Source organism: Roseateles sp., from assembly GCF_052436255.1.
Taxonomy (GTDB): domain Bacteria; phylum Pseudomonadota; class Gammaproteobacteria; order Burkholderiales; family Burkholderiaceae_C; genus Pelomonas.
Window position 1 is genome coordinate 1 of sequence record NZ_JBQVNP010000260.1, and the last position, 4,157, is coordinate 4,157.

Here is a 4,157-nt window from a genome sequence, read left to right on the forward strand (position 1 = left end):
CTCGACCATCTCGCGGTCCTGCACGCCGGCGCGGATCAGCAGGCCGATCTTGGTGCGGTTGAGCACGAGCAGCAGGGTTGCCAGCACGGCCAGGCCGATGAGCATGGACAGCACGCGGAACTTCTCGACCGCCACGTCGCCGAACAGGAAGATGCCGCGCAGCGTCTCGGGCATCGGCAGCGGGATCAGCTGCGGGCCCCAGCTGGCCTTGATCAGTTCCTCGCCGATGATCATGCCGCCCATGGTGATGAGGATCTGCTTGAGGTGCTGGCCGTAGACGGGGCGGACCAGCACGCGCTCGAAGACGACGCCGACTGCCGCCGCGATGGCCATGCCGGCGAGGCAGGCGGCAGCGAGGGCGGTCAGGTTGGACAGCACGTCAGGGCTTGAGGCCCAAGGTGCCATCGCGGCGAGCACCGTGGTCGCCATGAAGGCGCCCAGCGCGATGAAGACGCCGTGGCCGAAGTTGAGGACGTCCATCAGGCCGAAGACCAGCGTCAGGCCGGAGGCGATGACGAAGATGATCAGGCCCATGGCGATGCCGGCCAGGGTGAGGTTGAGCCAGGTGCTGGGGCTGCCGGTCAGTGGGAGTGCCAGCAGCATGATGGCTGCGAGGAGCGCCAGGGGTTTGGGGTCGAGTTTCATGTGCTCGCGTGGTTGCTTTGGCGGAGCGGGTGCGGCATCGCTGCATTGCCGGGAGTCCGCCCCGGCAGGCGGGTAACTTTCTTCTGCGGGGCCAGAAGAAAACCGAAGGTTTCGGCGAAGCCAAAGTTACCCCGCCGCCGGGCGGGACTCCCGGCACGACATTCGCCACCAACCAGGAGTACGGAGCGCTCTGAAATCATCAATGCGCCCCCACCAACTCAGTCGCCTCGGTACCCATATAGGCCTCGAGCACTGCGGGATGCTTGGAAACGGTGGCGTAGTCACCCTCCGCCAACACCGCCCCGCGCGCCAACACCGTGATCCGGTCCGCGATGCTCGCCACCACCTTCATGTTGTGCTCCACCATCAGCACGGTCCGCCCCTCGGCCACGCGCTTGATCAAAGCCGTCACCCGGTCCACGTCCTCGTGCCCCATGCCCTGCGTCGGCTCGTCCAGCAGCATCAACTGCGGCTCCATCGCCATCGTCGTGGCAATCTCCAGCGCCCGCTTGCGGCCATAAGGCAAATCAGCTGCCTTCAACGCAGCCATGTCGCGCAAATCAACCAGCTCCAGCAGCGACAACACCTTGGCGTCCAGCGTCTTCAGCCCCGTCAGCCCCTTCCAGAAGTGAAAGCTCGTCCCGGTGAAACGCTGCAGGCCGATGCGCACGTTCTCCAGCACCGTCAGGTGAGGAAACACCGCCGAGATCTGGAACGACCGGATGACGCCCCGTCGCGCAATCTGCGCCGAGGTCTCACCGGTGATGTCGGTGCCCGCAAAGACGATGCGCCCGCGCGTGGGCACGAGGAACTTCGTCAGCAGGTTGAAGCAGGTCGTCTTGCCCGCGCCATTGGGGCCGAGCAGCGCGTGGATGTGGCCGCGCTGCACCTGCAGGTTGACCGAGTCCACGGCGGTGAAGCCTTTGAACTCCTTGGTCAGGTCCTGCGTTTCAAGAATAAATTCACTCATGGACTTACCTGTTAGCCGCGCGACTCTAGGGCTTCAAGCATGAGGCTGGCTTACGGGCATTCACGGGGTCTGATCGGCCGACAGGAAGCGCTCGATCAGGCTGATCTGCTCGGGCGTGTTCAAGGCGGGTGCATGGCCGCAGCCGGGAATGAGCGCCACGGCCGCCCGTGGGCCGCGTTCGCGCATGGCCTGGGCCGTCTGCGCCGTCAGCAGCGTCGACTCCTCGCCGCGCAGGCAGAGCACGGGCAGATCGAGCTGGTCCCAGGCGCTCCACAGCTCGTAGTCATCGGGGTGGTGCTCGAACTGCTGCACCAGGGCCGGGTCGTAGTGTGGCGTCACGCGGCCATCGGGCAGCCGGCGCAGTGAGGTCTCGGTCAGGTGGCGCCACTGCGCATCGGTCAGGTGCCCGAAGCTCGCATAGATGTCGCGGAAGTAGGTCTCCAGCTCGGTCACCGTCGCAAAGCTCGGTGGTTGTCCGGCATAGCTCTTGATGCGCGCCAGCGCTGGCGCGGCCAGCTCCGGGCCGTTGTCGTTGAGCACCAGCCGCTTGATGCGGCCGCGCAGCTTGGTGGCCGCGGCCAGCGTGCCGATGGCGCCGCCCATCGACGTGCCGACCCACTGCACCTTGGCGAGACCGAGCTGGTCCAGCAGCGCCTCGGCCTGCTCGACGTAGAAGTCCAGGCAGTATTCGCTGGCCGGGGCAATGGCCCATTGCGACAGCCCGCGGCCCAGCGTATCGGGGCAAATGACATGCCAACGGCCCGCAAGCGCGGCGGCAAAGTCGTCGAAGTCACGGCCGCTGCGCGCCAGCCCATGCCAGGCGATGACAGGCGGCGCGCCCGCCTCGCCCCACTCGGTGACGTGGATCTCGCGGCCCAGGCAAGTCAGGTAGCGCGATCTCATGGCTTGTTGTTCCTTCCCCGCGTCCACGCCGCCAGCCGCAGTCGCCCGACGATGCCGCCGGGGAAGTGATAGACCGCCAGCACGAACAGCACGCCCAGCCACAGCAGCCAGCGGTCGGGTGAGACCAGGGTGCTCAGCACCGGCACGCCTTCGACGAGGCCGCCTGCGCCCTTGAGCAGCGCCTGCAGGTAGTTCTGCGCGACGATGAAGAGCACGCTGCCGATGACGGCGCCATAGACCGTGCCCATGCCGCCGATGACGACGATGAGCAGCAGGTCCAGCATGATCTCCATGCTCATGGCCGTCTCGGGGCCCGTGTAGCGCAGCCACAGCGCCAGCAGCGCGCCGCCGCAGCAGGTCAGCAGCGCCGCGATGACATTGGCGCCGGTGCGATAGACGACGATGCGATAGCCGATGGCCTCGGCGCGGAACTCGTTCTCGCGGATGGCCTGCAGCACGCGGCCAAAGGGCGAGTTGACGACGCGCAGCAGCAGCGCGATGAGGGCGGCGACGGCGACGAAGAGCAGGTAGTAGGTCAGCAGCCGGCCGTCGAGCATGACGCCGAGGACCGGTTCTTCCATGAACTCCGTCGAGGGCCGCAGCACCGCCGGCAACTGGAAGTTCAGCCCGTCCTCGCCGCCGGTGAAATCACTCAGTTGCGAGGCCAGCGTCATGAAGGCCGAGGCCACGGCCAGCGTGATCATGGCGAAGAAGATAGCCTTCACGCGCAGGCTGGCCAGGCCCATGCCCAACGCCAGCACGGCACTCAAGCACAGGGCCGCGACAAAGCCGATGCCGAGCGAGGTCCAGTCCGGCCCGAGCCGCGTCGACGCGATGGCGATGCCGTAGGCGCCGATGCCGACGAACATCGTGTGCGCGAAGCTGACGATGCCGGTGTAGCCCAGCAGCAGGTCGTAGCTGGCGACGAGCAGGATGAACACCAGGATCTTGGCCGCAACGTTGAGCGCCTGCGTGCCGGGGAAGATGAAGGGCGCGCCGAGCAGGCCGACGAAGCAGGCCAGCAGCAGGGCGGCCAGGATGCGGCTGCGCGGCAGGTCGTGGGAGAGGAGAGAACGAAAAACGGATGTCATCGGAAATCCTTCGCTTCGCTGCACGTGATCAACGATGCGAACGCCGAATGAAAAGCCAAGCGGCTGCCGTGGAACCGGCTTTGCCAGGCCACTGGCAGCGCCCCCTTGAGGGGGAGCGCGAAGCGCAACGGGGGTAGGCTCATTTCGCGCCCACCGGGTAGAGGCCTTGCGGACGCCACAGCAGAATGGCCACCATCAGCCCGATGTTGGTGAACAGCGCGGCCTTGGGCGCGATGAAGCCCACGTAGTTGGCGACGAGGCCCACCAGCAGTGCGCCGATCAGGCAACCCACCGTTGAGCCCAGGCCGCCGATGATGATGACGATGAAGAGCAGCAGGTTGACCTGGGCGCCGATCTGCGGCGTGACGCCCTGTTGCACCAGGCCCCACAGCACGCCACCCAGGCCGGCCAGCGCGGCGCCGGCAACGAAGACACCGACGAAGAGGCGTTTGATGCGGTAGCCCAGCGCCTCGACCATCTCGCGGTCCTGCACGCCGGCGCGGATCAGCAGGCCGATCTTGGTGCGGCTCAGGGTCCAGGCCAGCAGG

Annotated in this window: 5 protein-coding genes; all 5 read right to left on the reverse strand. The window is 66.8% G+C overall.

Annotated features, from left to right (window positions below; genetic code table 11):
* Window positions 1-645, reverse strand: a 645-nt coding sequence (locus tag ACT6S0_RS27095; RefSeq protein WP_444766830.1) for a branched-chain amino acid ABC transporter permease, incomplete at its 3' end; no start/stop codon positions are given.
* A 199-nt stretch (window positions 646-844) separates the two neighbouring features.
* Window positions 845-1,615: an ABC transporter ATP-binding protein gene (locus tag ACT6S0_RS27100; RefSeq protein ID WP_444766831.1), complete on the reverse strand. Its 771-nt coding sequence runs from the start codon at window positions 1,613-1,615 to the stop codon at window positions 845-847.
* Window positions 1,616-1,675: 60 nt separating this feature from the next.
* Window positions 1,676-2,518 carry an alpha/beta fold hydrolase gene (locus tag ACT6S0_RS27105; protein WP_444766832.1) on the reverse strand — a complete coding sequence of 281 codons (843 nt, stop codon included), beginning with the start codon at window positions 2,516-2,518 and terminating at the stop codon, window positions 1,676-1,678.
* Entirely contained in the window at window positions 2,515-3,609 is a 1,095-nt protein-coding gene (locus ACT6S0_RS27110) for a branched-chain amino acid ABC transporter permease (protein WP_444766833.1), read from the reverse strand. The genes ACT6S0_RS27105 and ACT6S0_RS27110 overlap by 4 nt, the downstream gene beginning before the upstream one ends.
* 139 nt (window positions 3,610-3,748) lie before the next feature.
* Window positions 3,749-4,157 (reverse strand): ABC transporter permease subunit (locus tag ACT6S0_RS27115; RefSeq protein ID WP_444766834.1); only part of this gene is annotated, 409 nt, incomplete at its 5' end.

What these genes read in the sequence shown, in the direction of transcription:
- ACT6S0_RS27100 (WP_444766831.1), bottom strand. Translation starts at nt 1,615, where the DNA reads ATGAGTGAATTTATTCTTGAAACGCAGGACCTGACCAAGGAGTTCAAA.
- ACT6S0_RS27105 (WP_444766832.1), bottom strand. Translation starts at nt 2,518, where the DNA reads ATGAGATCGCGCTACCTGACTTGCCTGGGCCGCGAGATCCACGTCACC.
- ACT6S0_RS27110 (WP_444766833.1), bottom strand. Translation starts at nt 3,609, where the DNA reads ATGACATCCGTTTTTCGTTCTCTCCTCTCCCACGACCTGCCGCGCAGC.